Annotated in this window: 25 protein-coding genes; 6 read left to right on the forward strand and 19 right to left on the reverse strand. The window is 62.7% G+C overall.

Going from position 1 to position 26716, the window contains the following annotated elements:
• The first annotated feature begins 20 nt into the window (after window positions 1-20).
• A complete protein-coding gene (locus tag E2583_RS00150) occupies window positions 21-614 on the forward strand; it encodes a phosphatidylglycerophosphatase A (RefSeq protein WP_291592031.1) in 594 nt (197 codons plus the stop codon).
• 23 nt (window positions 615-637) lie between these two features.
• Window positions 638-1159 (forward strand): CinA family protein, encoded by a 522-nt coding sequence (locus tag E2583_RS00155; protein ID WP_291592033.1) that lies wholly within the window; start codon window positions 638-640, stop codon window positions 1157-1159.
• Here E2583_RS00155 and E2583_RS00160 read toward each other — a convergent pair.
• From E2583_RS00160 to E2583_RS00225, 14 genes are all read right to left on the reverse strand, one after another.
• A complete protein-coding gene (locus tag E2583_RS00160; RefSeq protein ID WP_291592036.1) occupies window positions 1122-2684 on the reverse strand; it encodes a pilus assembly protein TadG-related protein in 1563 nt (520 codons plus the stop codon). The two genes, E2583_RS00155 and E2583_RS00160, sit on opposite strands and share 38 nt — an antisense overlap.
• Window positions 2685-2705: 21 nt before the next feature.
• The gene (locus E2583_RS00165; protein WP_291592038.1) at window positions 2706-3131 is read right to left on the reverse strand and encodes a DUF3613 domain-containing protein; all 426 of its coding nucleotides are present in this window, start codon (window positions 3129-3131) and stop codon (window positions 2706-2708) included.
• A gap of 17 nt (window positions 3132-3148) precedes the next feature.
• Entirely contained in the window at window positions 3149-4801 is a 1653-nt protein-coding gene (locus E2583_RS00170) for a hypothetical protein (RefSeq protein ID WP_291592039.1), read from the reverse strand.
• Window positions 4798-5745, reverse strand: a complete 948-nt coding sequence (locus E2583_RS00175; RefSeq protein WP_291592040.1) for a type II secretion system F family protein — start codon at window positions 5743-5745, stop codon at window positions 4798-4800. Before E2583_RS00175 ends, E2583_RS00170 begins: the two co-directional genes overlap by 4 nt.
• Window positions 5745-6713 carry a type II secretion system F family protein gene (locus E2583_RS00180; protein ID WP_291592041.1) on the reverse strand — a complete coding sequence of 323 codons (969 nt, stop codon included), beginning with the start codon at window positions 6711-6713 and terminating at the stop codon, window positions 5745-5747. Before E2583_RS00180 ends, E2583_RS00175 begins: the two co-directional genes overlap by 1 nt.
• Entirely contained in the window at window positions 6706-8040 is a 1335-nt protein-coding gene (locus tag E2583_RS00185; RefSeq protein WP_291592043.1) for a CpaF family protein, read from the reverse strand. Before E2583_RS00185 ends, E2583_RS00180 begins: the two co-directional genes overlap by 8 nt.
• The gene (locus E2583_RS00190; protein WP_291592045.1) at window positions 8037-9374 is read right to left on the reverse strand and encodes a histidine kinase; all 1338 of its coding nucleotides are present in this window, start codon (window positions 9372-9374) and stop codon (window positions 8037-8039) included. Before E2583_RS00190 ends, E2583_RS00185 begins: the two co-directional genes overlap by 4 nt.
• A 28-nt stretch (window positions 9375-9402) precedes the next feature.
• Window positions 9403-10725 carry a pilus assembly protein N-terminal domain-containing protein gene (locus tag E2583_RS00195; RefSeq protein WP_291592047.1) on the reverse strand — a complete coding sequence of 441 codons (1323 nt, stop codon included), beginning with the start codon at window positions 10723-10725 and terminating at the stop codon, window positions 9403-9405.
• A 45-nt stretch (window positions 10726-10770) separates the two neighbouring features.
• On the reverse strand, window positions 10771-11760 hold the full coding sequence (gene cpaB, locus E2583_RS00200; RefSeq protein ID WP_291592048.1) for a Flp pilus assembly protein CpaB: 990 nt from the start codon (window positions 11758-11760) through the stop codon (window positions 10771-10773).
• Between the two features lie 47 nt (window positions 11761-11807).
• Entirely contained in the window at window positions 11808-12344 is a 537-nt protein-coding gene (locus E2583_RS00205; RefSeq protein WP_291592050.1) for a TadE/TadG family type IV pilus assembly protein, read from the reverse strand.
• A 20-nt stretch (window positions 12345-12364) separates the two neighbouring features.
• Window positions 12365-12835, reverse strand: a complete 471-nt coding sequence (locus tag E2583_RS00210; protein ID WP_291592052.1) for a prepilin peptidase — start codon at window positions 12833-12835, stop codon at window positions 12365-12367.
• On the reverse strand, window positions 12832-13011 hold the full coding sequence (locus tag E2583_RS00215) for a Flp family type IVb pilin (protein WP_167003638.1): 180 nt from the start codon (window positions 13009-13011) through the stop codon (window positions 12832-12834). The genes E2583_RS00210 and E2583_RS00215 overlap by 4 nt, the downstream gene beginning before the upstream one ends.
• Window positions 13012-13429: 418 nt before the next feature.
• Window positions 13430-13744, reverse strand: coding sequence for a helix-turn-helix transcriptional regulator (locus E2583_RS00220; RefSeq protein ID WP_291592055.1), 315 nt, complete (start codon window positions 13742-13744; stop codon window positions 13430-13432).
• Window positions 13745-13914: 170 nt separating this feature from the next.
• A complete protein-coding gene (locus E2583_RS00225; RefSeq protein ID WP_291592108.1) occupies window positions 13915-14712 on the reverse strand; it encodes a UPF0149 family protein in 798 nt (265 codons plus the stop codon).
• A 195-nt stretch (window positions 14713-14907) separates the two neighbouring features.
• Between E2583_RS00225 and E2583_RS00230 the strand changes: the two genes are divergently transcribed.
• Both E2583_RS00230 and E2583_RS00235 read left to right on the forward strand, forming a co-directional pair.
• On the forward strand, window positions 14908-16656 hold the full coding sequence (locus E2583_RS00230) for an FMN-binding glutamate synthase family protein (protein ID WP_291592058.1): 1749 nt from the start codon (window positions 14908-14910) through the stop codon (window positions 16654-16656).
• Window positions 16657-16691: 35 nt separating this feature from the next.
• Window positions 16692-17546, forward strand: coding sequence for an RIO1 family regulatory kinase/ATPase (locus E2583_RS00235; RefSeq protein ID WP_291592060.1), 855 nt, complete (start codon window positions 16692-16694; stop codon window positions 17544-17546).
• Between the two features lie 112 nt (window positions 17547-17658).
• On the opposite strand, the gene E2583_RS00240 is transcribed toward E2583_RS00235, so the two are convergent.
• A complete protein-coding gene (locus E2583_RS00240; RefSeq protein WP_291592062.1) occupies window positions 17659-18975 on the reverse strand; it encodes a dicarboxylate/amino acid:cation symporter in 1317 nt (438 codons plus the stop codon).
• A gap of 215 nt (window positions 18976-19190) precedes the next feature.
• Here E2583_RS00240 and E2583_RS00245 point away from each other — a divergent pair, with 215 nt between their 5' ends.
• The gene (locus E2583_RS00245) at window positions 19191-21854 is read left to right on the forward strand and encodes a PAS-domain containing protein (RefSeq protein WP_291592064.1); all 2664 of its coding nucleotides are present in this window, start codon (window positions 19191-19193) and stop codon (window positions 21852-21854) included.
• A gap of 176 nt (window positions 21855-22030) precedes the next feature.
• On the forward strand, window positions 22031-22567 hold the full coding sequence (locus tag E2583_RS00250) for a DUF2867 domain-containing protein (RefSeq protein WP_291592066.1): 537 nt from the start codon (window positions 22031-22033) through the stop codon (window positions 22565-22567).
• Between the two features lie 121 nt (window positions 22568-22688).
• Here E2583_RS00250 and E2583_RS00255 read toward each other — a convergent pair whose 3' ends face one another.
• From E2583_RS00255 to E2583_RS00270, 4 genes are all read right to left on the reverse strand, one after another.
• Complete coding sequence (locus tag E2583_RS00255) at window positions 22689-23327, reverse strand: response regulator transcription factor (protein WP_291592068.1); 639 nt, start codon at window positions 23325-23327, stop codon at window positions 22689-22691.
• A 96-nt stretch (window positions 23328-23423) separates the two neighbouring features.
• Window positions 23424-24398 (reverse strand): tripartite tricarboxylate transporter substrate binding protein, encoded by a 975-nt coding sequence (locus E2583_RS00260; RefSeq protein ID WP_291592070.1) that lies wholly within the window; start codon window positions 24396-24398, stop codon window positions 23424-23426.
• Between the two features lie 93 nt (window positions 24399-24491).
• Window positions 24492-24755: a DUF2783 domain-containing protein gene (locus E2583_RS00265; protein WP_291592072.1), complete on the reverse strand. Its 264-nt coding sequence runs from the start codon at window positions 24753-24755 to the stop codon at window positions 24492-24494.
• 176 nt (window positions 24756-24931) lie between these two features.
• Complete coding sequence (locus E2583_RS00270; RefSeq protein ID WP_291592074.1) at window positions 24932-26602, reverse strand: FAD-dependent oxidoreductase; 1671 nt, start codon at window positions 26600-26602, stop codon at window positions 24932-24934.
• Window positions 26603-26716 lie beyond the last annotated feature (114 nt).

Below are 26716 nucleotides of genomic sequence, written 5' to 3' on the forward strand. Positions count from 1 at the left end.
GCAGCGCGTATCATCACGCCATGACGGATGATCTACCAGATAGCGCTGCAGCGCATGTGGATAGTGCGCAAGCAGCTATCAATAACAAAGCACGCCCCGGCATGAGTGCGGCGGGAATCGCCCACCCCAGCGTGAAGTTCATGCTGCAGCATCCGGCCCATCTGATTGCGCTGGGCTTTGGCTCCGGCCTCCCACGCGTCGCCCCCGGCACGGTGGGCAGCCTGTGGGCCTGGCTGGCCTATCTGGTGCTGGCACTGTGGCTGAGCCCGGCACAGATCGGCTGGCTGATTGCCGCCAGCATTCCCGTAGGCTGGTGGGCCTGCACCGTCACCGCAAAGCATATGCGCGTGGCCGACCCCGGCCATATCGTCTGGGACGAAGTGGTCGCCATGTGGATTGTTCTGTGGCTGTGCATGCCCATGGGCTTCTGGGGCCAGCTCATCTGCTTTGCGCTGTTCCGATTTTTTGATGCCGTCAAGCCCCAGCCCGTCAAATGGGCCGACCGCCTGTTCAAAGGCTTCGGCCCGCGCGGCGGCTGGGGAATCATGTGGGATGACCTGGTTGCCGCTTTCTGCACCCTGCTGGTCGTGGCCCTCTGGCGGCATTTCTTCTGACTGCGCAAGCCATGGAGGAGACGATGAGCAAACAAGAAGCCAATATCGAAGAACTGGTTCAGCAGCTGGCGGCCAGACTGACCGAAAAAGGCTGGATGCTGGCCACCGCCGAAAGCTGCACCGGCGGCATGATTGCCGCTGCCTGCACCGATCTCGCGGGCTCCAGCCAGTGGTTCGAGCGTGGTTTCGTGACCTACTCCAACGAGGCCAAGACAGAGATGCTGGGCGTGCCTGCCGAGCTGATCGCAAAGCACGGTGCCGTCAGCGAGGAAGTCGTGCGCGCCATGGCCGAGGGCGCCCTCCGTCACTCACGCGCCCAGGTCAGCATTGCCGTGACGGGGGTTGCCGGCCCGAGCGGAGGCTCTGTCGAAAAGCCTGTGGGGACGGTGTGGGTGGGTTGGGGCGTTCACAACACCATCCATTGCCAGTTGCTGGAGCTGAGCGGCAGCCGCACCAGTATCCGCCTGGCGACTACCAGCCACAGCCTTCAGCACCTGTTGTCTGCCATCATTCCACCAGCACCACATGGCGCCCAATGCAATTGAGCTGAGCACCGATATCTGTCTGGGCCAGATTCAATCCCAGCAGATTCAACACCAGATTCAACACTGCATCCAGCACCAAAGTCAGAGGGGTAAGAACCACGGCCAACAAAGCGCCAAGCAAGCCCAGCTGATCGGTCAGGGACTTGATCAAGCTCTCAACCAAGTTGCTCTGATATATGGTTGCCCATTTGGGAGGCTCACTCAGATTCGGAGGGTTCTGATAGTCCAACCTCTGGGCCTTGGAAACCAGCGGTATTTTTATCTCTACAGGTATCGTCAATTTGGGAACCAGAGGCAGCGGAAGAATGTCGACCGCGCCTTTCAACGCAACCGTTCCGACTCCCGTCACACCATTCACGGTCATGCTTTGCTGAGGCGAGCACGTATGCTCCGTCAGCAAGGCACTGCCTTGCGCCAACTTCACATCGAGAGACAGACTGGCAGCAACCAGCGCCAGATTCAGCTTCAGCCCGGTCACCAGATCGATCTGGGATGTCTTGGCTTCGATCCTGTCTCTTACCGGATCACCTATTGCGCTTTGCGGTGGTTCGATCACCTTCAGATTCAAACCCACCTCCACCAGACCAAGGTTGAGATTGACGCCCACCTTGGCCGCATTCTGGCTGTTGGCGAGTTGCGCAACCGTGGTCACCAAGTCCAGAACATTCACGTCCGTTCTCAGCGCATCCGATCCGAGGCCCGTGCCCAGCTTGAGAATATCCTGCAGCGCAATCTGTATATTGCCGACCCCCAGCGCCAATGCATTGAGCGCATTGACAGCCGCCAGACTGCCTTGCTGTGGCAAGGCATCCAGCATTGCCAGCATGACCTTGTCCAGCGTGACCTTGGTCTTTACCACCTGGTCGTAATCACCGACATTCAAACCAGCCCTGATTGCCAGGGCATCAAAAAAACTCAACAAGCTGATATTCGAATTGGCAATGCCCTGCCATCCGGCAACGCCAAGATTGATCTTGCCTCCAAGCAATCCGCCCACCACGGCGTCCAGGAGGGCAGACTTTTCCGTATCCAGTGCCAACAGGGTCGAACGCACGGATAGTCTGGCGATCCTGGCCGACTGCATTGCTGTTGCCTGGGCCGATATCTGGCGTCCTCTTTCGGCTCCGGCCGCAAAGACAAACAAGTACGGCACAGTCCTGCGGAAAGTCACCCTGCATGCATTGATGTCGCTGGCCTTGCTGACGCTGCTAAAGAAGGGGTTGGTGCTTTTGTCCCAACGCCCAGCCTGCGCAGTCACAAGCTCGGAGACCACGCTACCGTTGAGCAGCAAATTTCTCTCTGCATTGGTGCGACAAGAGGTCTGATCCAGAGCACCACTGGCCCCCGCCAGCGCTGCCAAATCCGCGATCTTCTGCAACTCGCGCCTTTGCCAGAGCACATTGCCGATATCGATGGTTGCCAGGCAGATCAAGGCAATCATCAACCACAGTGCCCCAAGCATCGCCACTGAACCCGATTGGCAACGCATGCGAGCACGGCCAAGGCCTGTTGCAAATGACTGCATGCAAAAAACCTCTGTGGCCGCCTAACGGCTGCCGCCCGTTTTACTGCTCACCTGTGTTTCCGTGCTTTCCGGAATCTTGTGGGTAAAGCTCTCCAGATAGCGCTGATAGCTGCGCTGCGCCACATCGCTTGTCACGGGATAGGCATTGCGCGATGCGTACTGGCCGCTGGCCTGCAATGCCAGCAGATAGCTGGTGGCGTCGCCCACCCGATTGCTTGCGGGCGGTGTCAGGGAAGCATTGCCGGGAGCCGGACTCTGCGTCACTGCTGCCTGAGCTGTTGCTGCGGGCATCGCCGCCGCACTTCGGGGCGCATTCATATTGGTCACGCCCGTGCTGGAGCCGGTACTGCTGCCGGCCTGCGCCATGGCGACCGAGGCCGTGCCCAGCGCCATCAACGCCAGGGTGAATGCGCGTGCCCGTCGGGTGAATGCTGTCTGCGTATTCATGGGGACTCCTTGAAGGTTCAGGGCCAGGCACGCTCGGGTGCGCTCTTCTTGGCAGAGGCCGCAGGCTTGCTGCCGGCATCTTCATCGGGCGTCTCGAAGAACAAGCCGCCCGCCGCCGCGCGCTGGGGCAGCATGGCTTGCACCGCCTGTTTGCCACCGGTTTCACCGGCCTGGCGAACGGCGACAGGATGTGCCGCAGCCATCACCACCGCAGCCTCCGGCATCGATCTTGTCGGGCGCACAGGCTGACGCGCGATCACGGGCTGCGCAGCAGGCTCGGCGCGCAAAGCCGGTGCAGGCTGCGCCTCGGTCGGCACAGGCTGTGCCGGTTTGGGGGCCTGCTGCTTCGCGGGCTGAGAAGCCGTCGCCACGGGCGCCTCCAACGGCGGCGCCACTTTAGCTATCGATACAGGAGCTTGTTGCGCTTTATCTACAGCCACTTCAGACTGCTTTGGTACTGAAATCCTTTCCAATGAAGCGGTAGCCGCTACACCGATAGGAGCAGCTCTTGCCTGCACAGGCATAGGTGGCGCATAGGCATAGGTCTGCGGAGCGGCCGGCACAAACTGGCTCGCCCCCTGACCGGGGTGACGCGGCCTTCCTGCATCAAAGCTGCCGCCAGAGACCATCCACTGACCACCGCTGGGCGTCCGCTCCACATTCCGCGCCACCATGGGCTGCGCCTGGGGCAGCGGCAACGTAGCGGTACGAGATGGCAGAGACTCCGCTGCCTTGACTACCACTACCGGAGCCTTTGCGGCTTCAGGCTCCGGTACGGGCTTTTTTGCGACGGGCACCTCCTGCGCTGCAGCAGGCTCTGGCGTTTCGGCGGATTTCCCGGATCTTGCAACAGGCTCAGGCGCGGTCTTCACAGCAGGGCGGGAAAGGTTGACGACCTTGCCGATTGCCTGCGAGGCAGGGTCTGCAGCCGCCAGATTCGCTGCCTGCCGGGCTCCCTGCAGCCACTCCCCGGCCTGCTCCTTGACCAGCTGCTGGGTCTGTGCGTCCAGCTTGCGCTGGCGCATGAATTCTTCAGCCTGCGCGCTCTGGCCGCTGACCATCATGAACAGGCTCAGATTGACGTTGACCTGTGCATCCTCGGGGTTGAGCTGCGCCGCCTGCATCAAGGGAATGCCCGCCGCGTTCAGATCATGCGCACGCAGATAGGCATAGCCCAGATCGGTCAACAGGCGCGAGTCCACAGGGTTGCTCATGCGCGCCTGCTCCATCTGCTGAGCGGCACTGCGAAAGTCGCCCTGCTCTGCGGCCACACGGCCCAGGCCGTAGCGTGCAGCACCATCCTTGGCGCTGCCCAGCAGGCCCTGGTAAATGGGGATGGCCGCGCTGAGCTGCCCCACCTGACGCAATGCATCGGCGCGCAGCAGCCGCGAATCGCTGGAAGCGCCCCATTGCTTGTCCAGTGCGTCCAGGTGCGCGATGGAGGCATACCAGAGCGACTTGGACTGCATCTGCTTGACCAGAGCGAGGTAAGTGTCCTGCGTGTCGACCACTGTCTCCTTCTCCAGCGGCCTGTCTGCCGCAGCCTTGGCCGCGGGCGACAGCACGGGCTGGCTCTGCCCCAGCAGATTGCCCATGCTGGAGCAGCCCGACAGCAGGGCCATGGTTGCGGCCGCCAATGGCAGCATCAGATATCGGCTTTCTTTTTTCATTTGCTCATCCCTCCCAGTGCCCGAATCACGGCCAGAAAACCCGGTCCGGCGGTAATAATAATCAGGGCCGGAAGCAACGTCACCACCATGACACCAGTCATCTTGACCGAGATCTTTCCTATCAACTCCTTCATCTTGGCCTTGCGCTGCTCGCGCAGACGTTCGCCAAAAATGCGCAGAGGCTCCTGCACGGCTCCACCGTATCTGTCGATCTGAATCATCAGTGATGTCAGATTGGTCAGGTTGTCGCTCTGATATACCTCGCTCATGCGAGCAAAGGAACGCTCGCGCGTGCTGCCCCGGCTGTACTGCTGGTTGGCCAGCTGTATCTCGCGCGAGAGCACGGGCATGACATTGCCGAAGTCAGAACCGATCACCTGCAGGGTCTGGTCCAGGCTCATGCCAGTGCCTTGCAGCAAGCCCAGCAGGTCGACGAGCAAGGGCAGCTCGCGGGCCACACTGGCCCTGCGGCGGCGAGCCACGCTGCGCAGCACCCATTTGGGAAGCAGAAAACCGATGGTGAAAGCAGCGAACAGATAGAGCAGAAACTGCTTGCTGCCCGAAAAAACAAAGGCAGCCAGCAGCGAAAGCAATACCGAGACCACGCAGCGCGCTATCAGGTATTGCAGCTGCGCACGCGTCGATCCCCAGCCGCATTTGCTCAGCAAAATGCGGTCTTCCTGTGCAACCAGCGCCTTGCCAAACGAGGTATTGAGCCAGTGCGCAGGCAGCTCGCCATCCCCATTGAGCGAGCGCAGCAGATCTGCGGGTCTGGCAGGTGCCCCTTTCTCCGCAGCCGCCCCGCTGCGGCGCAGCGCATCCTGGACCACCTGGCTGCTGCGTTCACGCCGCTGATGCGCATAGGCAATCACGCCTGCTCCGATCAGCGCCGCCAGGGCCGCAAGCGCCACGCTCAGCATCAGCAAAAGACGGGATGTCTCCATCAGTCAACCCCCTCGTCGAGCTTGGCCATGCGGTAGAGCAGCACCACGCCAAAGACCTGCAGAGCGGCCGCCGCCCAGATGATGTTGCGGCCACCGCCGTCATTCCACATATTCAGAAAATAGCTCGCATTGAAGGAAATGATCAGGCAGCACACCGCTACCGGCAGCAGGCTCAGCACCCAGGCCGACATGCGCGTTTCGGCCGTCATGGCGGAGAGATCCTGCTCGGCCTGCTCACGGTCGCGCATGAAGTGGGCCACACGCTCCAGCAACAGGTCCACCCTGCCGCCATAGCGCACGCTGATGCGCAAGATGGCCGCCAGCAAGTGCAGCTCGTCCAGCCGGGTCTGCCGGGCCACGTGGGCCACCGCGTTCTCCAGATCCATGCCCGCACGGGCCAGACTGGCGGCTTTTTCCATGACCGACTGCAAGGGGTCCTTGGTGCTGGCCGATGCCATCTGGAAAGCCGCCTGAACGGAGTTGCCAATCGTCACCAGACGCACCGTGTTGTCAAGAAAGCCGGGCAGTTGCTGCGTGAGCCTGGCGCGGTACTTCTGCGCCCTCGCGTAAAGCCAAAAGAAGAAGCCAATCCCCAGCACCACCAGCGCGGCACTACCAGCCAGCCAGCCGACCACAAGGCCGATGACCAGAAACGCCCCGGCAATCAAGACCAGCCCGCCATAGAAAAGCCCGGCGCTGACCGTCCCCAGCAAAATGGCGGGAACCGGCCAGCCCGCTCTTTTCTCATGGCCCAGCAAGGCATCCGCCACCGAGCCGTCAAAAGCCGATGCCGCGGCATCCCTGGCCGCAAACCCGGCTGCAGCGGCCGCGCTCTTTTCCAGGCTCTGCTCCAGATGCCGAGTCATGAGGCGCGTCTTCTGCGTGCGGCTGGCGAACATCCACAGCACCATCGCAGCAGCAGCGATCAGCAGCGCCAGACTCAGGAGTAGAAACACATGACTAGCCATGGCGCAGTCCCGCGTGGTTTGCACCGTTGCCGCCCGCGTGCTGCAGCACCGCACGATAGCGCGCCAGCTTTGGCGTATGCGGCACCATGCCCAGCGTGGTCCAGCGCTCCAGATCCTCGCCGTCGGGCTGGGGCAGCAGCTCGTGACGATAGAGCTCCTGGGTGGCAATCACGCTGTCGATGATGCCCGTGACTTCGGTGATCGAGGTGATGCGCCGCTTGCCATTGGGCAGGCGGCTGATCTGCACGATGAAATCAAGCGCATTGGCAATCTGGCGACGCAGGCTGACCTCGCTGCCCTGAAAGCCCGCAAAGCCCGCAAGCATCTCCATGCGGTGCAGGCACTCGCGCGGAGAGCTGGCATGGATGGTGGCCATGGAGCCGTCGTGACCCGTGTTCATGGCCTGCAGCATCTCCAGCACTTCCGCGCCGCGCACCTCGCCCACCACAATGCGATCGGGTCGCATGCGCAGGCTGTTGCGCAGCAGGTCCCGAATGGAAACCACTCCCGCCCCCTCAAAGCCGCCAGGACGGCTTTCCATGCGCACCACATGCGGATGGGGCAGCGTCAGCTCGGCCGTGTCTTCAATCGTCACCACCCGCTCATTGCCGGGGATGAAGCCCGCAATCGCATTGAGCATGGAGGTCTTGCCGCAGCTGGTGCCGCCGCTGATAATGATGTTGCAGCGCTCGCGCACCGCCAGCTCCAGCAGGCGGGCCATGCCTTCGTCCATGGTGCCGAAATCGACCAGATCCTGAACCCGCAGCGGGTCATTGCGAAACTTGCGTATGGACACCGCCGGCCCGTCCAGCGACAGCGGCTCTATGACCACATTGATGCGGCCGCCGTCCGGCAAGCGCGCATCGACCATGGGCGTGGATTCATCAAGGCGGCGGCCCAGCGGCGAGATGATGCGGCGCACGATGCGCAGCACATGAGCGTTGTCGGTAAAGTGCAGGGCCTCCTGCTGCAAGATGCCCTTTCGCGAGACAAAGACGCGCTGATAGCCGTTGATCAGAATGTCCTCAACCTCCGGGTCGGCCATCAGATCGTCCAGCGGCCCCAGCCCCGACAGCTCCTTGTTCAAGGCCTGCGCAATCCACTGCACCTCCTCGTCGTTGACGGGAAAGCGCTGCTGGCGCACAAACTGCTCCAGCTCCTGGTGCACGAACTGGCGCACGCGGCTGGTCGACCATTTGGCAAACACCGCCCCCAGCTCCTCCACACGCGTGAGCAAATGCTCGTGCGCGACGTTCTTGATCAGCAACAGTTGCTTGGAGTCCGAAAAGCTGTTGCTCTTCTCGGCGAAAACAATGTCCATGCTCATTCGCCTCTCCTCCATCGCTTGGCCCATTGACCCAAAACGCCCGACGCTGGCGCCGCGACCTTGTCGGCCGCAACCGCTCCGCTCAGCAGTGCTCTGGCCATGCTTCTGACACAGGTCACGTAGGGATCACCGCGCAGCGACTGCGACAACAGCTGGCCGCAGCTGGCGGCGCTCAGCAAAACCGTGGATCGATCCGGAACCACATGCAGCAATTCCAGACCAAGGCGCTGCGCGACCTCTTTGGCGGGCAGGCCGGCTTGGGCATTGAAGCGGTTGAGCACCAGCTTGAGCGTGCCGCGATTCACGCCCTTGGCATCGAGTTCCTTGAGCATCTGAGCCGTAGACACGATGCCTCCCAGCGACTGGTCACAAACCACCCATCCCTGTCCGCTTTCGCGCAGCAAGGGCGCCAGAAAATCAGCCTGCACCATGCCGCCCAGATCGATCACCTGCACTCCAAGCAGGCTCTTGAGCGTGCTGACCACGCCCGCTGCAGCTGCGGGGCTGACTTCGCGCAGCGTGCCCAGATCGGAAGGCCAGGCCAGAGTCACCGTGCCCGTGGAGTGCTTGGCAAAGGCCGATTCGATCAATGTCGCGTCCAGGCGGCGCGTATTCTGAACCGCATCCACAAAGCTGAAGTCACCCGCAATGCCCAGGTACAGCAAACCATCGCGCGCTGGCAAACCCAGATCCAGCAACGCCGCATGTGCAGACTCTTCCAGCGGCAACTGACTGGCGCCAAAAGGCCTGGCAACCTGCTTTCTGTTCTTGCTGCCTCGCACGTCATAGGCATGCATTTCCTGGAACATCACGGCCAGATGCGTTGCCAGCGTAGTCACCCCCATCCCTGCACGGGCACCCAGCAAAGGCAGGGAGAAACCTTGGGCTTGCGGCTCTAGCGCCACCGCCGCAGGCAGCTGGCTGCGAGCGTGCATCTGATGCCGGATGGCCGCGTTGGCCTCGGCTTCGGACGCATCCCAGTCAATGAATTCAGCCACGCCACAGCGCAGGGCCGCTCGCATGGAGGCAGGCTCGGAAGCCGAGCCGGATCCCATGATCACCACCCCGGGGAAACTGGCGCGCAGATCGCCGACCAGGGCGATGGCGGCCTCCGTCACGGGAGCCGAGAAATCCACCACCACCACGCCAAGCCCCGACGCCGAAATCGCAGTGTGAAGCGTTGCCAGATCGCCCGCCACCGGTATCACTTCCGCATCGCTGCCCAGAGCACTCGCCAGCCAGAAAGCGTGCGATGAGGACTGCGTCACCAGCACCACGCGTGCATTGCCGCTCACCGACCCTGGCTGCGCGGTATTGAGCTGGGATGAGTCCATGCGCATATTCATGTCTCGACTCAGGCACTCAGCGCGAGAAGCCCGGCGCCACGCTGGACGACACCCCACCCGCCATCCACGGCCCCCACACCGCAGGATCACGCTGCTCGGTGCGCCCGGGCAGCAGCGGCTCCACATTCACATCGCGGGCCAGCGGCTTGACGAGACGTGGCGTCACCACAATCGCAAGCTCGCTCTCCTTTTGCTGAAACTCCTGACGCTTGAACAACACGCCCAGAATCGGGATATCGCCCAGCAAAGGAACCTTGTCGGAGCCCGATGTGGTGTTGCGGCTGACCAGGCCGCCAATCACAAAGCTTTCGCCGTCGCCCAGTTCCACCGTCGTGTCGGCACGCCGTGTGGTGATGGACGGAATGGTCGCGCTGTTCAGAACAATGGTGTTGGCATAGTCCAGTTCGCTGGCTTCGGGCGCCACCTTGAGCACGATGCGATCGTTGGACAGCACCGTGGGAGACACCGTCAAGCCGATGCCATACGGCTTGTACTGAATTGCCACCATGCCCGTGCCGGCGGGCACGGGAACCGGCACTTCGCCGCCCGACAGAAAGTTGGCGCTCTGACCGGACAAGGCCACCAGGGTCGGTGCCGCCAGCACCCGCGCCAGGTTATTGCCTTCGAGCATGCCGATATTGACACCGATGCCCGCCTTGTCGAACTGCATCAGCAGGTTGAAGGCCTGAGTCAAGGGATTGGCGGTTGCCCCCGTCGTGGAGCTCCCTCCGCTGATGCCATAAGAACCACGTCCAAAAATGCCAAAGCTGAAGCCCGAGCTGTTGGGGGACGTGCTGAACAGATTGAGGCCGACCTTTTTCATCTGGGTCTTGTTGAACTCGACCACCTTGACATCGACCTGCACCACATTGCTTTTGAGCTGAACGCTGGAGAGATCGACGGTCTTGGCCTTGTCGGCGGACTGCGCGTTCGCCAGCTCGCCGGCAAACTGCTGCTCTATCAGGCTGGAGGCCTTGGCCGTGCGCAGTTCCACGCGTTGCTGCACATTGAGCATATGGGTCTGCGCCTGCGCTTCACCGCGCGGCCAGACCATGAACGAGGTGCTGCCGGGCTTGAGCGGGCTCAGCAGGATCTTGGCGGCGGCCCCCTTGCCCGCGCGCTTGATATGCACGGCGGCAATCGTGTCGTCGCCGATGGCAATGCGGTCCACCCCGCCGGGCAGATCCATCTCATGCTGCGCCCCCATGACCAGCTTGATTTCCCTGGCTGCTGTTGCTTGCTGCGCTCTGCTTTCGCCCGCATTGGGCACTTGCTGCGCAAGGGCCGGGACAGTGACGGCACTGAAGGACAGGCCGCAGAGCAGATACAGCGGCTTCATTGACGGGGTGCGGGGCGAGATCCAAATAGTCTTGTGATTCATAGCTCAGTACCGCACGGTTTGGGAGTTGGCGCCACGCACGAATTCAACGGGCAGGGACGAGTCCGCGGACGCGGTACGCGTGCGCGGCACTGCAGGCTTGCTCATCCCCGCAGTGATGGGCTTGGCCGCACTCATGCGCGCTGCCGAGGTGCCTGCGGAACCGGCCAAGCTGCTCATGGCCACACCGGCCCGCGCTGCGTCTGCACCTTCCAGCGCAGCGGCGGCAGATCCCTTGGTCATGGCGACGGTCAATACACCAGGCAGCGGAGAAAACTTCTCGCGATCCGGTTCGGTCATGTCCGTGGGATTGCGCAATGCCAGCAGCAGACTGCCATTGGAGCCTCCCAGCAGCAACTGATTGACCTCGGCCACCGGTACCGCAAGCACTGCAGTTCTAGCGTTGTCGGGGCCATTGGCCTGCTTGCCCTCTGTTTTCTCCGCCGCAGTCACAGCGTCCACCGATGCCGATCCATAGGCCAGCACGCGCTTGCGCGAAAGCAGCAAACGCGCCTGGCTCTGGTCAATTTCATTGCCGTCGCGGCGCAATGCAAAGAATACATCGACAAAGTCACCGGGTCTGATGCGATTGCCAGCGCCAATGCTTTCATCGACCTTGACCGCCACCGCACGCTCACCCTCCGACAACTTGAGCGCCAGGCCGGTCACCATTTGCCCTTGGAGTACGGGTGCGCCCTTTGGAATGTCCACCGCAGGAACGGAGCCAATGGCAGCCTGAATCTCGCCCAAAGCACCATCGGGCTTGGCGGGCAACTGCATGAGCTGCAGATCCTCGGCCTTGAGTGCCTGGCCCGCGGGAATGGCCTGTGCGGCCACCACCACACTCGGGCCGGCATTGGGTTGGCTGTTGCTGACGGAAGCTTGAGCCTGAGGGTCCGGTGCCTGAGGAGCCCTGGCAAGCATCCACCCATAAACACCCAGAGCCAATGCCACTGCCAGCAAAACCCCGACCGCGATCTTTGCGACATTCACCATAAATTCCCTCTTTTTACTGGGCCTCAAAGAGCAAGGCTTTATCGTTTTCAGTCAATCAAGCTTATTTGTGCGACTGCTCTCCCCCGCAAGAGATTGGGAGTGGGCAAGCTCAACACAGGCCCCAGCAACCTTGGGATCAGCGGTGCAGAGGCATAGTTGTAGTTCACCTGCATGGTCACGCAGTTCACCAGGCTGGCATCGTTGGAGGCAGTGAAAGATGCTGAACCTGTACCACAGAGACCAGGCGTGGCATGCAAGCCCGCAGCATCGCTGACACCTGCGCTGCAGCCCGCAGAGCCCAAGCCTGCACCCATTCTGGAAAGCCAATCTGTTGCCAAGGCCGCAGTGGCACAGGCTGCAGTCAAACGTGCCTGCAACTGGGCGGGCTTGGTCATCGTGGAGCCCGTTGGAACGGAGGGATATCGCACTGCGGCTCTTGCCCCTTCGGCGGCGGCCAAGGTCAAGGTCTGCTGTGCAGCAAAAATCAGGCCATAGGTGATGATGGCGTAGAAGATCAGAAAGAAGATGGGAAAGAGAATGGCAAATTCAATGGCTGCTGCACCTTGCTGTCTTTTGAATTGCATGATCCCCTCCTTTCCTCTTGCTATTTATTCAGCATCAGAACAATCACCGTTGCCATGGAGAGATAGGTCACATATGGAATGAACCTTCTCTTGTTTTTTTGAGTACCGTCGTCCCAATCTATAGCTGGAGAGAAAAAATACTTCAAATGACTTCGAACAATGAATCCATGAGCCACCGCAAAACCGCAACTCAACGCCCAGACAAGCAATAACAACTCCCAACCCAGCCAGGCACCAAGTGCAACCGCGAACTTCACATCTCCGGCAGCCATCATTCCAAAGAAATAAAACACTAAAAGAACTGAAAATGCCAAAAAACAACCAAGAAAAGCACCTTCAACAGAAATCCTAACAGGGCTTGCTTCAGGAAAAAGGAAAGCAGTAATAAATGCCAACCCTAATCCTGAAACAGATAAATAATTGAAACATTTTCTATATCTGGCATCACAGACTGCCGAAATGCACAGCCATGCCAGAAATATCATGCTCATGTTGCGGCTGTTCCTCCAATCGCAGTAAGAATATTATTCAAGAGCGTTCTAATCTGAGTTCCAAGGCCGGTAACAGCACCCACAATGACAGCGGCAATCAATCCCGCGATCAGGCCGTACTCAATCGCCGTTGCACCTTCTTCATCACGCCAGAATTTGATGATTTGGTCTTTCATGACTAGCTCCTTCAACAATCAGGTTTGTAGATCGCTGTGGCTGTTTTCGACCACCGCGGAGTCCATCTTACGAAGCAAGAAACATCTTGAAATATTTGAAATAGCTATCAACAAATATGCAGCATAGCCCTCAGCAATTTCAACCCTCGGGTAAGCAAGCACTCCCGCACCAAAAAATCCAATAAAAACAATCACTTCAAAGCCAGAAAGAGATCATCTGTAATTTTTCCGACTAATCCCCCACGTGTGGCTTCCGGTTCAATCTACGCAATCTTCATTCATTTCCTACAGGCTATTGGATTTCATCCTACATTTGATAATCGGGTTAACCCTTGCTCTCAAATGAAAAAACAAAAAGGCCTGTAGTTAACAGGCCTTTTTGAAACAAAAGAGATCGCTCAATACAGCGACTCGGGACTCACTGCAGTGCTTTTATCAGTTTGAGAGCGATGTCCTGCAGCGGTGGCTGCAGTTTGCGATAGCTGTCGAGCAAACGCTGTTCATCGCTGGGAAGCGACAGGGTTTCGGAATGCAGACCTGCCATCAATTCCAGTGCCGTGGTCTGCAGGGCGACAGCCAGTCTTGCCAGGGTGTCGTTCTTGAGCGTGCGAATGGCTCCGGACTCGATCTGTGAGATAGCGGATGCCGTGACATCCGCCATCTGCGCCAGGCGCCCCTGGCTCAAGCCCAGCGCCTGTCGCCGGGCGCGTATGCGCTCACCTAAATGCGTCATCGATGCCACCTACTCACACTACACGCCAATGCCTGGGCCAGCTTCGCCCGGCTTGCGGTCCGAGCGCCCCTGCATACGAAACACCTGATGCAGGGGCTTGCAACGCCGCAGCACCGACCGGCCCGCAGCGGTGCAGCGTCGTGCACAAGCGCCTCAGGGGAGGGCGCTTGTCAGGCCCCGTGGCACTTCTTGAACTTCTTGCCGCTACCGCAGGGGCAAGGATCGTTGCGGCCGGGCTGCTCGCCCTTGACGATGGTTTCCTGGCGAGGGCCCATGCTCTTCCACAGGCGGTACAGGTCGTACACGGCCCAGATGGCTTCGCCAAAGGCATCCACACGCTCCTGGCTGGTCGATGCTGGGCCTGCTTCGTCATACAGGTTCAGGGCCGGCTCGTCCGTGTCGTCTTCAGTCAGGTTGACGATGAACTCCATGGCCGCGTCCAGCAACTGGGCCGCTTCCTTGTCGCGGGGTGCCGCCCATTCGTCGGCCCAGTTTTCCACCACGAACATGAAGCCCAGTGCCCAGACCTGAGAGAACGACGGCACTTCTTCGCCTGCCAGCTCGGCCTTTTCGGCTTCGGGCAGGATGGCGATGGCGCCACGCGTATCCAGCGCTTCGGGCTGGAAGGCCGCGTCGTCGGCCAGGGACTTGATGTCGGCATCCAGCTGCTCGCGCACTTCGGCCATGCGCAGCTCGAACAGCTCCATGAAACGCGCCTGCTGGGCCTTGTCCTTGAAGACTTCCAGCTTGGGCAGAGGCTGGCCTTCGGTCACTTCCAGGGCTTCGCCATCACCCAGCAGCATGGGCATGTATTCGGCAGCGGAGATGGGACGGCGCGTGCAGACCAGAGCGGTCAGGAAACCGTCGCAGAATTCCCACTGGGGAATCTCGTCGCCACGGGTGCGCAGCTCGTCGAGCAGAGCATCCAGCTCCTCGAGCTGATCGTTGCTCAGTGCGCCCTGGGGCATGTCGTCGAGGGCCGCATCTTCTGCAGCGGAGTTAGGTGCTTGTTCTTGCATAGGGAAAGGCTTTTATGATGGCCCGAACCATTTCATCACTATCGAAGTGCAGGGCCGGGCGATGGATCGAGGGGGACAAAACATCCGGGACGGATGCCCCCGTACAGGCTGAATTTTAGCGGGCCGCCATCAACACCCCCTGCCATGGGAGTATCTGCAGTGCATCGCTTCTTCAACAGTCTGCCCCTGCGCTATGGCGCCCTCTTCGTTTCCGCACTCGCTCTGGGTATCTCGCTCTACACGCTGGCAACGGCAGGCAAGGGACTCGGATGGCTGATGGCGTCGACCCTGCTGGTACTGCTTGGCATCTGGGATCTGCGGCAAAAGCAGCATGCCATCCTGCGCAACTACCCCATCATGGGTCACTTGCGGTTCATCTTCGAATTCATCCGCCCCGAGATCCGCCAGTACTTCATCGAAGGCGATACCGAGGCCCAGCCCTTCTCGCGCGCCCAGCGCTCGCTGGTCTATCAGCGTGCCAAGGGACAGGTCGACAACCGGCCGTTCGGCACCCAGCTCGACGTGAGTCAGCAGGGCTATGAGTGGGTCAACCACTCCCTGCAGCCCACCAAGCTCAGCTCGCACGACTTTCGCCTCTGGATTGGCGGCACGCAGGAGCAACCGGCCGAAGGGGTGGAGCCCTGTACCCGTCCCTATCACGCCAGCGTCTTCAACATCTCTGCCATGAGCTTTGGCGCGCTATCGGGCAATGCCGTCCAGGCGCTGAACCAGGGCGCGAAGATTGGCGGTTTCATCCACGACACGGGCGAAGGCTCGATCAGCCAGTACCACCGCATGCATGGCGGCGATCTGATCTGGGAGGTGGCTTCGGGCTACTTCGGCTGCCGCAATGCGGACGGCACGTTCAGCGAAGAGAAATTCATCGCCAACGCCACCGACCCGCAGGTCAAGATGATCGAGATCAAGCTCAGCCAGGGCGCAAAGCCCGGCCATGGCGGCATGCTGCCCGGTGCCAAGGTCACTCCCGAAATTGCCGCTGCACGCGGCATACCGATTGGCGTGGACTGCATCTCGCCGTCCAGCCACAGCGCTTTCTCCACTCCTGTGGAGCTGATGCAGTTCATCGCCAGGCTGCGCCGTCTGTCCGGAGGCAAGCCCACGGGCTTCAAGTTCTGCGTCGGCCACCCCTGGGAATGGTTTGCCATGGTCAAGGCCATGCTGGAAACCGATATCACGCCCGACTTCATTGTCGTCGACGGGGCCGAGGGCGGTACGGGCGCTGCGCCTGTGGAGTTTGTCGACCATGTGGGCGTGCCGCTGCAGGAAGGCCTGCTGCTGGTGCACAACACCCTGCTGGGCGTGAACCTGCGCCAGCGCATCAAGATCGGTGCGGCAGGCAAGGTCATCACGGCCTTCGACATCGCGCGCATGATGGCACTGGGGGCCGACTGGTGCAATTCGGGGCGCGGCTTCATGATGGCGCTGGGCTGCATCCAGGCCCAGAGCTGCCACACCGGCACCTGCCCCACGGGCGTGACCACACAGGACGCCGTGCGCCAGCAAGCCCTGGTCGTACCCGACAAGGCCACGCGCGTCGCCAACTTCCACAAGAACACCCTGCATGCGCTGCAGGAGCTGGTTCAGGCCGCAGGTCTCAGGCATCCCAACGAGATCACGGCCCACCATATCGTGCGGCGGCTGGACGACACCCAGGTCAGCCTGCTGTCCAACCTGATCTTGCGCGTGGAGCCGGGCTGCCTGCTCAAGAGCCTGAAAGACCAGCACAAGGTCTTCCAGAACTACTGGCCGCTGGCGACGGCCCAGAGCTTTCAGCCCCTGCGCGAACCCGTGCTGCGTCCCTCTGCTGCGGGCAGTGCCGACAACGCGGCACAATCGCAGGCTTTTCCCCAGCGCACCGGCATCTGGACCTGAGAAGCCGGAGCCTCGCCCCCGACAGAGCCCAAGCCGTGCCATCCCAGGATATTTCCGCCCCAGAGCAGACGCCCTCTGCACAGACCGCCGCCACCGATTACCAGGCATTCCTGCTGGGACATCTGAACCAGCCCCACAGCATCATGCGCTATGAACTTGCGCATGAAACCCTTTGGGTCAAGCGAGCCAACAAGGGCAACCCGGCCCTCAACTACTGGCTGCTGCGCGCGTTGGCCAGGCTGTTCAGGGCCGCCGTGCTGCAGCCCGTGCCCAATCCCGGCGGAACCGAATCCCTGCAAACCGAAGTACGCCGCCTGCGCAGCTTCAAGGCCAAGGGCCTGCGCGTGCCGCAGGTGCTGGCCACGACCGATGAGGCCTTTGTGATGCGACACCTGGGCCGTCCGGGCGAGGAGGCGCCGTCCCTGAGCAATGCCATCGAAGATGCGATTGTCCGGGGCGCTCAGCCCACTCTGGAGCTCTGGAAAAAAGGCCTGGAGGCCATCCGGCAGGCACATGCCAGCGGCGAGGTGCTGAGTCAGGCCGTGGCGCGCAACATGGTGGTCTGCGCCGACGGGGTCATAGGCTTCATCGACTTTGAGGATGACCCGGCCGCCCATTTGCCGCAGGCCGTCTGCAGGGCGCGAGATGCGCTCAACTACGCCCAGTCCACGGCGCTGTTTCTGCAGCAGGCCGGTGCACTGGAGCCGGCCCGTGCGGTCTGGCAGCAGTTTGTGCAGCAGCTCCCCGCCGAGGCCCGGCAGGTACTGGAGAACACCGTCGACAAGCTGGCCTGGGTGCGCTACCTGCCCCGCAGCAAGAGCCTGGGCCGCGACACCCTTCGCGTGCTGGCGGCCCATGACTTGCTGACGGCGAGCCCACTCTCCGCGTGAATCGATGAGAGCAGTCGCGACCATTCCTTGCCCTGATCGGGGGGAAACCTGAAGCCCACAAAAAAGCCCCGACCATCAGGCCGGGGCTTTGGGGGCCGAGACCTGGGCTCGGTCAGGCGTGGACAGACAAGGCCTCGTCTTCATCCTTGCCTGCCAGAGCAGCTTCCAGCTTGCCGTGGTCGAGCGCGTTTTCCCACTTGGAGACCACCACGGTGGCGACGGCGTTACCGATGAAATTGGTCAGGGAACGGCATTCGGACATGAAGCGGTCCACGCCCAGAATCAGCGCCATACCGGCCACCGGCACCTCGGGCACCACGGCCAGGGTTGCAGCCAGGGTGATGAAACCAGCGCCCGTCACACCCGCCGCGCCCTTGGAGGACAACATGGCGACCAGCAGCAATGCGATCTGGTGGCCCAGGGTCAGGTGCGTGTCGGTCGCCTGGGCAATGAACAGCGCAGCCAGCGTCATGTAGATATTGGTGCCGTCCAGGTTGAAGGAGTAACCGGTAGGCACGACCAGACCGACGACGGACTTGCTGCAGCCGGCTTTTTCCATCTTGTGCATCAGCGAAGGCAGGGCCGACTCGGAAGACGATGTACCCAGCACCAGCAGCAGCTCGTCCTTGAGGTACTTGATCAGCTTGAGCACGGAGAAGCCGCAAAAGCGCGCCACTGCACCCAGGATCACCAGCACGAACAGGGCCGAGGTGATGTAGAAGGTCAGCACCAGCTCGGCCAGGTTGACCAGCGAGCCCAGGCCGAACTTGCCGATGGTGAAGGCCATGGCACCAAACGCGCCGATGGGGGCGAACTTCATCACGATGTTGACCAGCTTGAACACGGGCTTGGTCAGGCTTTCAAAGAAGTTCAGCACGGGCTTGCCGGCCTCGCCGACCATGGCCAGGGATACGCCGAACAGCACGGCCACCAGCAGCACCTGCAGGATGTTGTCACCCACGAACGGACTGATCAGCGTCTTGGGGATGATGTCCATCACGAAGCCGGTCAGCGTCATCTCGTGCGACTTGGCAACATAACCCTTGACGGCCGTCTGATCCAGATCGGCGGGGTTGATGTGCATGCCGGCACCGGGCTGCATGACATTGGCCACGATCAGGCCCACGACCAGTGCCAGTGTGGAGAAGGTCAGGAAGTACGCCATGGCCTTGCCGAACACTCGGCCCACGGCGCTCAGGTGCGTCATGCTGGCGATGCCGGTGACGATGGTCAGGAAGATCACCGGCGCGATGATCATCTTGATGAGCTTGATGAAGGCATCGCCAAAGGGCTTCATGGCCTCGCCGTACGCGGGCTCGAAGTGCCCCAGCAGCACGCCCACGATGATGGCGAACACCACCTGGAAGTAGAGCTGTCGGTAAAACGGCAAGTGCTCGCGCGGAGCGGATTCTGTGGGCAGAGTGTGCACGCTGCGTCTCCAAGATTGCGGGCGCACCACCGTGGTGCGCCGAATTGCAGCCGTTTGTACTCCTGCGCCCTTTTTGTGCCGATAACCCATTGGTATTAGGTCGGGACGCGCTCCCTGGGAGAGCATGCACCAACTTAGGGAAATCCCTAGGCCTCAGAATCCGCACTGAACCTGCACCAGAGCCACACTGGGCCACTTGATCATCCGCCCCCGCCATGCGTCTAGCGCGAAACCTTGCCCGAAACCGACTGTTTTTGACCCTTGTCATCGTGCTCAGCGGCATGATGCTGAGTATGTGGGCCGCCAGTCGCGTCGCACTGCAAACCTCTTTGCACGATGAAAGCGAGAGCGTGCAGCGCCAGCTCACGCTTTATGCCCAGGCCATGGTGCAACGCGTGGACCGCTACCGCACCCTTCCCGAAGTGCTGGCGCTCGACGCCGAACTCAAGAGGGCACTCAGCCACCCGCTCGGTGCCGCCGAGGTGGACCGGCTCAACCGCAAGCTGGAGCAGGCCAACGGTGCCAGCCAGGCCTCCACGCTGACCCTCCTCGACAAAAGCGGCAAGGCCCTGGCCGCCAGCAACTGGCGCGACTCGCACAGCAACGTGGGCGAGGACTATAGCTTCCGCCCCTATGTGACCCAGGCGCTGAGCCGGGGTAGCGGCCGCTTCTACGGCATAGGCCTGACCACCGGGCTGCCTGGCTACTTTCTCTCCCAGGCCATCCATGATGATGACGGCTCGGTGCTTGGACTCATCGCCATCAAGATCCTTTTTCAGGAGCTCGAAGGCGAATGGAGTCAGTCGCCCGACATCGTCTTCGCCTCGGACGAGCATGGCGTGGTCTTCCTCTCCAACCGCGACGAATGGCGCTACCGCCTGCTGGAGCCGCTGTCCGCCCGCGACGAGCAGGAAGTGCGGGACACCCACCAATACGCGGGCCAGGCCCTGGTGCCGCTCGGCTACCGCACCAGCCGGCAGCCCGCGGGCCTCGGCATGCTGGCCCATTTCAGCCAGCCTCCGCTGGTCGATCCCATGCTCTGGCTGCGCATGGAGCTTCCCGAGAGCCAATGGCAGTTGCACCTGCTGCACGACATCGCCCATAGCCAGACGGCCAGCCACTGGGCGGCAGTGGCCGCCGGCGGCCTGTGGCTGGCTGCATCGCTGCTGGTGCTCTACATTCGCCAGCGCCAGCGCCTGGCCGCCCTGCGCCAGCGCAGCCGCAAGGAACTGGAGACCGTGCTGCACCAGCATGCCCAGGAGCTGCGCACTGCGCAGGACGGTATTGTCCAGGCCGCCAAGCAGGCCGACACCGGGCTTTCGCGCAGCCTGCAGCATCTGCCGCAAGGCGTGGTGGTGGTGGACCCGCAGTTGCGGCTGGTGGCCTGGAACTCGCGCTATGTAGAGCTGTTCCGCTATCCGCCCGAGCTGATGCATGTGGGCCAGCCCATCGAGGCCTTGATGCGCCACAATGCCAGGCGCGGCCTGCTGGGCAAGGGCGATGTGGAGTCCGCGATCCAGCGCCGGCTCCAGCACCTGCGCAGTGGCAGCCCCCACCTGCACGAGAGCGCCAAGGGCGACGGCACGGTGCTGGAAATCCGCGGCAACCCCCTGCCCGACGGCGGCTTTGTCACCAGCTATGCCGACATCACCAGCTACAAGAACACGGCGCGCGAGCTGCGCAATCTGGCCGACACGCTGGAAAAGCGCATTGCAGATCGCACCCGTGACCTGGCCCAGGCCAAGCAGGAAGCCGAGCGCGCCAACCGCTACAAGACCCGCTTCGTCGCCTCGGCCGTGCACGACCTGCTGCAGCCGCTGAACGCGGCACGCATCTTCACCAGCCTGCTGCCCACCTATCTTCACGATGATGCGGGCCGACAGCTGGCCCAGAGGGTGGACAAGGCCCTGGCCTCGCAGGACGCCATCCTCACCAGTCTGCTCGATATCTCGCGCATGGAATCGGGCCAGCTCGAAGTCCGCGTGCGCGACTTCGCGCTCAGTTCCCTGCTGGAAGTGGTGCACAACAATTTTGCATTGCAGGCCGAGAACGAGGGTCTGAGCCTGCACTGCATGCCCAGCCGGCTGATCGTGCGCAGCGACGAGGCCTTGCTGCGCCGCATACTGCAGAACTTTGTCTCCAACGCCATCCGCTATACGCGCAAGGGCCGTATCGTCGTGGGCTGCCGCCGCCAGGGCGATCAGGTGCGTATCGAGGTGCACGACCAGGGACCGGGCATTCCCCAGAGCCTTCAGAAGGAAATTTTCGAGGAGTTCCGCCGTCTCGACGAAGGCCATGCCGACGACCGGGGAACGGGCCTGGGCCTGGCCATCGTGGAGCGCCTGGGCAGATTGCTGGACCATGAGATCGGCCTGCGCTCCACCCTGGGCAAGGGCAGCGTCTTCTGGGTCAAGGTCCCTCTGGGCCAGGCCGCGGCATTGACTCCAGTCTCCCTGCAGCCGTCTCCCAGCGCTCGCGTGGACAGCCCGCTGCAGGGCGGCACCGTCTGGTATGTGGAGGACGATCCCGCCACCCGCGATGCCACCTGCGCCCTGCTCGAGCGCTGGGGCTGCGATGTGCCTCTGGCCGCCGGTGCCCCCGACGCCCTGGCCCACGCCGCGCCCGGCAACGCCCCGCAACTGGTGCTGCTCGATGTGCATCTGGGCCCGCTCTACGGCCCCGATGTCTATGCCCAGCTCTGCGAGCGCTGGGGCCGGCAGCCTCCGGTCATCCTGCTGACCGCCGAAGGCGACAGCACCCTGCGCCGCCAGGCGGCCGAACGCGGCTGGGGCTTTCTCGCCAAACCGGTCAGACCGCCGGCGCTGCGGGCGCTGATGAGCCAGACCTTCTTGCGCGGACGAGAAGCGGGTCACACCTGAAGGCCAAAGCCGCTCCTGCCTGCGGCTCTCGGGACCTCGCGCTCGCGCCACGCCTTCAGACTGCCTTGACCTGCGCGCCCTGCCTGTGCGAGCCAGACGGAGGATTCTTCGCTATGCTGACAGCGCACCCCTGCAACCATTGCGCCCCGCAACCCGCTCCCCCCTGCTCAGACCCCATGAACCATCTTCCCGTTGAATCCGACGTTCCGCCCGGCAGCCGCATCGCAGAACGACTGGCCGGTGCCAGCTTTCACGACTCCTGGAGCATCGCCTCCGACGCGACCGGCCTTTCGGCGCTGGACCACTTCCTGCTGGCCGCGCGCAGAACGCCACGCTGGATTGAGATCTGCATGCGCGCGCGCAATCTGGCCGGAGGCCTGGTGGGACTCAAGAATCTGGGCACCCTGTCGGCCTTGACGCCCGGCAAGACAGCTGCCAGCTACCGGCTTGGCGACCGGGTCGGCATCTTCACGGTGTTCGAGAACACCTTCGATGAAGCCCTGATCGGCGACGACGACAAACACCTGAAGGTCGTGCTCGGCATCCACCGCAGGAGCGAGCCGGGATCCCGGGAAACCACCATCACCGTCACCACCGTCGTGCATGTCAAGAACGCACTGGGGCGTCTCTACATGCTCCCCGTCAAACCCATGCACCGGCTGATAGCACCTGCGGTGCTGTCATCCCTGGGAGAACGTGTCGGCGCGGCATGAGACTGCGCCCCGGGGTCAGCAGTGGGCGGATGCACAAGGCACGCATGAGGCAGGCCCGACGCCCCGACCTGCCAAGCGCGCAAAGCCGGGGGAAAATGCCAGGACCGGGTCAGCCCGACAGTCAGACCTCGTGATCGTTTTCCAGGCTTTTGACCAGCACGGCCGCCTGGGTGCGTGAATAGCATTCGAGCTTCTTGAGTATCGCCGTCACATGGACCTTGACCGTGTTCTCGGCCAGCCCCAGCTCGTGGGCGATCTGCTTGTTGAGCAGCCCGTCGGCGATGCACAGCAGCACGCGAAACTGCTGGGGCGTGAGTTGGGCTAGACGCGCGGCCAGGGCCGCATCGGCCTCCGAGCGTTCCGCCACCATCGAGGGAAAGCTGACATCCCCGTTGAGCACATCGTCAATCGCGGCACTCATATCGTCTGCGGCCGAAGACTTGGAGATGAATCCCGCCGCCCCGAACTGCTGGGCGCGGCGGATGATGCGCGGATCGTCGTTGGACGAGATGATGATCACCGGCACCTGGGCATATTCGCCGCGCAGGTGCAGCAGGGACGAAAAGCCGCGAGCACCGGGCATCGCCAGGTCCAGCAGCACCAGCTCGATGTCCGGATGCTCCTGCATCGCAGCGCCCAGGGTCTGGGCGCTGGCCGCCTCCACAATGCGGGATTGCGGAAAGCGGTCGTGCAGCACCTGGATCAGCGCCGCGCGAAACAGCGGGTGATCGTCGGCAACGAGTAGAGTGGGCTCGGACATGGCCCGGAGTCTGCCACGGCTGGCACGGCGCTGCATCTGAAAAAGCGCATATCCCGCCACATCCGGGCTCGCGCGTCGCACCGGCAGCCGCTGCGCTCAATCAAGCTTGATATTGTTGGCCGTGATCACGCGGCCCCATTTGCTGCGCTCGGTGCTGACGAATTTCTCCATCTGCTCGGAGCTGCCGGGCATGGGCTCGACCCCCATGGCCGCCAGGCGGGCCTTGGTGCGCGTGTCCGCCAGCGCAAACTGCAGCGACTGGCTGAACTTCCTGATCACCTCGGCAGAGCTGCCCTTTGGCACGACGATGCCCTGCCAGGCATAGCCCTCGAAGCCCTTGAGCCCTTGCTCCTGCAAGGTGGCGACCTTGGGCAGCACATCGATGCGGGCCGGGCTGGCCACGCCAATGGCCTTGAGCTTTTTCTCGCCCAGGAAGGGAATGATGGTGGCGCTGTCGGCCCACATGGCAGGTATCTGACCGCCGATCACGTCCTGCACCGCAGGCGCGGCACCGCGATAGGGTACGTGGGTCATATTGCCCAGGCCCACCTCCTCGCGGAACAGCTCGCCGACCAGATGGTGGGGGCTGCCCAGGCCTGCCGATCCCCAGCTGACTCCGGCCTTCTGCTGCCTGGCCCAGGCCACGAACTCGGTCAGATTGCTGACCGGCACATCATTGTTGACCACCAGCAGCATGGGAAAGCGCACCAGCATGCCTACGGGCTTGAAGTCCTTTTCGGCGTTGTAGTTGAGCTTGCGGAACAGAAACGGATTGGCGGCCAGCGTGGCGAAGTCGGCCGTGAACATCAGGTTGCCGTAGTCATGCGAGCGGGCGCTGTACTCGGCCGCAATATTGGTGCCGGCACCGGGCTTGTTGTTGATGACGATGGGCCGCTCCAGATTGCGGCCCATGGCCTCGGCAATCACGCGTGCCACCACGTCGGAGCCGCCGCCTGCGGCATAGCCTATGACCCATTCCAGGGGCTTTTCCTGCGCCATGGCGGACGGCCCCGCTGTCCAGGCCAGCGTCGAACAGGCCAGTGCGGCCAGAAACTGCTTGCGTCGCATCATCCTTGTCTCCTTGATTCCAGGCCCCTTGATTGGATTGTGGTGACGGGGCCGCTGGGGGATGGTGCAGCTGCCGCCAGAGCGGCGCGCTGCGTCTCAAACGGCAGCGTGTACCGGGGCAACCGGAGTCACGGCACCGCGCTCGGCCGGGTCTGCGCCGGCAGGAGCGGATCCTGCGCCGGCGCGGGCCAGTTCGAGTGCATGCAGCAAGGTCTCCTGACAGCCAATGTGGTTGGCCAGCAGCAGCACCAGGCGGGCATTGAGGGCATGGCTTTGCACGGTTTCCAGGCCCTGATGCGCAGTGATCAGGGCTTCATAGAAATCGTCGCAGGCCTGCAGATTCGGGTGGGTGGACAGCATGGCAGTCTCCTTCATAACGAGGTGAATCCTCTGGGGGGGCTCCCACCAGGGACAGCAAGCAAGGGCCCGGGCCGGCCGCGCCGCCCCGCAGCGAATCCGCCGTTCCCCTTGCGCGTAGCGAAAGAGGGCACCGTGCATGCGGGGAAGGCGCGCAGCGCCTCAGGGGGGCCTTCATTTCATCCACCGGCCCGCTTCAGCGCCGCACGCACGGCAACGGGGTCTGGGCGGCGCCAGCGCGCGCAGACATGCTGGTCGGGGCGCAGCAGATAGCAGGTGCCGGGGCCCGCATCCAGGCGCTGCGCCGCCAGACCTTGTGCATCCAGCAGATCGGCCTGGGCGGCATGGGCATCGCCCTCGGCCGCAATGGAGAGATTGAGCACACCGGCCAGCTCCTGCGCCCAGGCCGGCGTGGGGCCGAAATGCAGCAGCGTGAAATCCGGGCCCAGGGCCCGCAGCAGCCAGGTGTCGTGGCCGTCACCCGGACGGCGCATGGGCGCGTCGCTGAGCACGGCACCGGGCATTTGCGCACCGGCGAAGACCTCGCTGTCCGGGGTGTTGAGCGGCGAGTGATGCAGCGTGGCCGGCACCGACAGACGCCCGCTGTTGACGATGCGACGCGCAAACTCATGCTCGCGCGCCAGCTCCAGCGCCGCATCGCGGAACAGTCGGCTGATCTCGCTCTTGGGCGTGATGAAGTCGGTGGCGCGCGTGGAGTTACGGATGTTTTCGTCGGCCGCGTATTCGCGCTCGGCGCCGTAGGTGGCGATCAGCGCGGCGTCGGCCCGCCCGCGCAGCACGCGGTCCAGCTTCCAGGCCAGGTTCTCGGCATCCTGCACGCCGCTGTTGGCGCCACGGGCACCGAAGGGCGAGACGCCGTGGGCGCTGTCACCCGCAAAGACCACGCGGCCGTGGACGAAGCGGTCCATGCGCAGACAGGCAAAGGTGTAGACGCTGGCCCATTCGAGCTCGAAGTGCGCGTCCTTGCCCAGCAGGGCCCGGATGCGCGGCAGGATGTTCTCGGGCTTTTTCTCCTCTTCGGGATCGGCCTCCCAGCCCAGCTGGAAGTCGATGCGCCAGACATCGTCGGGCTGGCGGTGCAGCAGCACGCTCTGGCCCGGATGAAACGGCGGATCGAACCAGAACCAGCGCTCGGTCGGGAAATCCGCATGCATCTTCACATCGGCAATCAGAAAGCGGTCGCGGAAGATGCGGCCATGGCTTTCCTGGCCCAGCAGCCCGCGCAAGGGCGAGCGCGATCCGTCGCAGGCCAGCACCCACTGGGCGTCGATCCGGTACTCGCCCTCGGGCGTCTCCACCGTCAGCACCGCCCCATCGTCGCGCGGCGCCAGCGCCGTGACCTTGTTGTGCCAGCGCAGATCGATGAGCGGCAGCTGCAGCGCGCGCTCGACCAGATAGGCTTCGGCGTAGTACTGCTGCAGATTGATGAAGGCCGGACGCTCGTGACCGGCCTCGGGCAGCAGGTCGAACTGGTAGAGCGACTGATCCCGGGCAAACACCTTGCCCAGATTCCAGGACACGCCCTTGTCCACCATGGGCTGGCCCACGCCCAGGCGGTCCCAGATCTCCAGCGTGCGCTTGGAAAAGCAGATGGCGCGCGAGCCCGTGGAGAGCTTGCAGTCGTTGTCGAGCACCACCACCGGCTGGCCGCGCTGCGCCAGATCGATGGCCAGAGACAGGCCTACGGGCCCGGCGCCGACGACGACCACGGGATGGCGAGCCGGCGCATCGGCATCCTGGTCCGCATGCCGCCGATAGGGAATATGGATGGTCTGGATGTCGGCGGCACTGCCGCGCAGAGCGTCAGGAGCAATGACTGGAGTGGACATGGCGTTCATCGGTGCGCAAACCTTGAAAAGCGTGGATCTGTTTTTCGGGGCGAAACCGCCCCTCCGGCTCTTGGCGACCGGATTCAAAATCTGTTTTTTGATAGCTTCTACCGC

This window comes from Comamonas sp., from assembly GCF_009360615.1.
Taxonomy (GTDB): domain Bacteria; phylum Pseudomonadota; class Gammaproteobacteria; order Burkholderiales; family Burkholderiaceae_C; genus Comamonas.

Bases quoted from the DNA above. Each gene is read 5' to 3' on its own strand.
- E2583_RS00245 (WP_291592064.1), top strand. From the start codon at position 19,191: ATGCGTCTAGCGCGAAACCTTGCCCGAAACCGACTGTTTTTGACCCTT.
- E2583_RS00170 (WP_291592039.1), bottom strand. From the start codon at position 4,801: ATGAAAAAAGAAAGCCGATATCTGATGCTGCCATTGGCGGCCGCAACC.
- E2583_RS00250 (WP_291592066.1), top strand. From the start codon at position 22,031: ATGAACCATCTTCCCGTTGAATCCGACGTTCCGCCCGGCAGCCGCATC.
- E2583_RS00160 (WP_291592036.1), bottom strand. From the start codon at position 2,684: ATGCAGTCATTTGCAACAGGCCTTGGCCGTGCTCGCATGCGTTGCCAA.
- E2583_RS00205 (WP_291592050.1), bottom strand. From the start codon at position 12,344: ATGCAATTCAAAAGACAGCAAGGTGCAGCAGCCATTGAATTTGCCATT.
- cpaB (WP_291592048.1), bottom strand. From the start codon at position 11,760: ATGGTGAATGTCGCAAAGATCGCGGTCGGGGTTTTGCTGGCAGTGGCA.
- E2583_RS00195 (WP_291592047.1), bottom strand. From the start codon at position 10,725: ATGAAGCCGCTGTATCTGCTCTGCGGCCTGTCCTTCAGTGCCGTCACT.
- E2583_RS00265 (WP_291592072.1), bottom strand. From the start codon at position 24,755: ATGCTGTCCACCCACCCGAATCTGCAGGCCTGCGACGATTTCTATGAA.
- E2583_RS00150 (WP_291592031.1), top strand. From the start codon at position 21: ATGACGGATGATCTACCAGATAGCGCTGCAGCGCATGTGGATAGTGCG.
- E2583_RS00190 (WP_291592045.1), bottom strand. From the start codon at position 9,374: ATGGACTCATCCCAGCTCAATACCGCGCAGCCAGGGTCGGTGAGCGGC.
- E2583_RS00155 (WP_291592033.1), top strand. From the start codon at position 638: ATGAGCAAACAAGAAGCCAATATCGAAGAACTGGTTCAGCAGCTGGCG.
- E2583_RS00255 (WP_291592068.1), bottom strand. From the start codon at position 23,327: ATGTCCGAGCCCACTCTACTCGTTGCCGACGATCACCCGCTGTTTCGC.
- E2583_RS00220 (WP_291592055.1), bottom strand. From the start codon at position 13,744: ATGACGCATTTAGGTGAGCGCATACGCGCCCGGCGACAGGCGCTGGGC.
- E2583_RS00165 (WP_291592038.1), bottom strand. From the start codon at position 3,131: ATGAATACGCAGACAGCATTCACCCGACGGGCACGCGCATTCACCCTG.
- E2583_RS00225 (WP_291592108.1), bottom strand. From the start codon at position 14,712: ATGCCCCAGGGCGCACTGAGCAACGATCAGCTCGAGGAGCTGGATGCT.
- E2583_RS00215 (WP_167003638.1), bottom strand. From the start codon at position 13,011: ATGAAAGACCAAATCATCAAATTCTGGCGTGATGAAGAAGGTGCAACG.
- E2583_RS00270 (WP_291592074.1), bottom strand. From the start codon at position 26,602: ATGTCCACTCCAGTCATTGCTCCTGACGCTCTGCGCGGCAGTGCCGCC.
- E2583_RS00260 (WP_291592070.1), bottom strand. From the start codon at position 24,398: ATGATGCGACGCAAGCAGTTTCTGGCCGCACTGGCCTGTTCGACGCTG.
- E2583_RS00210 (WP_291592052.1), bottom strand. From the start codon at position 12,835: ATGAGCATGATATTTCTGGCATGGCTGTGCATTTCGGCAGTCTGTGAT.
- E2583_RS00180 (WP_291592041.1), bottom strand. From the start codon at position 6,713: ATGGCTAGTCATGTGTTTCTACTCCTGAGTCTGGCGCTGCTGATCGCT.
- E2583_RS00185 (WP_291592043.1), bottom strand. From the start codon at position 8,040: ATGAGCATGGACATTGTTTTCGCCGAGAAGAGCAACAGCTTTTCGGAC.
- E2583_RS00175 (WP_291592040.1), bottom strand. From the start codon at position 5,745: ATGGAGACATCCCGTCTTTTGCTGATGCTGAGCGTGGCGCTTGCGGCC.
- E2583_RS00230 (WP_291592058.1), top strand. From the start codon at position 14,908: ATGGGAGTATCTGCAGTGCATCGCTTCTTCAACAGTCTGCCCCTGCGC.